The sequence below is a fragment of the Exiguobacterium sp. SH0S2 genome (assembly GCF_004337185.1).
Lineage (GTDB): Bacteria > Bacillota > Bacilli > Exiguobacteriales > Exiguobacteriaceae > Exiguobacterium > Exiguobacterium aurantiacum_A.
In genome coordinates this window covers 1-403 of the sequence record NZ_SJVB01000027.1, presented here as the reverse complement: position 1 = coordinate 403, position 403 = coordinate 1, and the positions used below count along the sequence as shown (strand labels likewise).

At 52.1% G+C, this 403-nt stretch carries 1 protein-coding gene; it reads right to left on the bottom strand.

Annotation, left to right across the window (positions count from 1 at the left end; genetic code table 11):
- The coding region (locus EVJ21_RS15275) for an ATP-binding cassette domain-containing protein (RefSeq protein ID WP_131490803.1) at window positions 1-236 on the bottom strand (236 nt) is incomplete at its 3' end.
- Window positions 237-403 lie beyond the last annotated feature (167 nt).

The window sequence follows — 403 nt, the reverse complement described above, 5'->3', positions numbered from 1 at the left end:
ATACCAACGCCGCGTTCTGCTGGCGGAGTGTCATTCATCCGTTTCTCACCGATGAACAGGTCGCCGCTGGTGATCGTCTCAAGCCCGGCAATCATGCGAAGTAAAGTCGATTTACCGCAGCCAGACGGTCCGACAAACACCACGAATTCACCTTCATGGATATCGAGATTGATATCTTTCGATACCACGACCTCGCCCCAGGCTTTCGTTACATTTTGCAGCTGTACGCTCGCCATGCCCTTCTCCCCTTGTAACAACCTGTCATCGACAGCAACATTCATGATGGGCTGACTATGCGTCATCAGGAGATGGATTAAATCCTCCACCCCCTGGCTTTTTTATGGGGGAGGAGGCGGGAGGATGAGAACACGGCTTCTGTGAACTAAACCGAGGTCATGTAAGG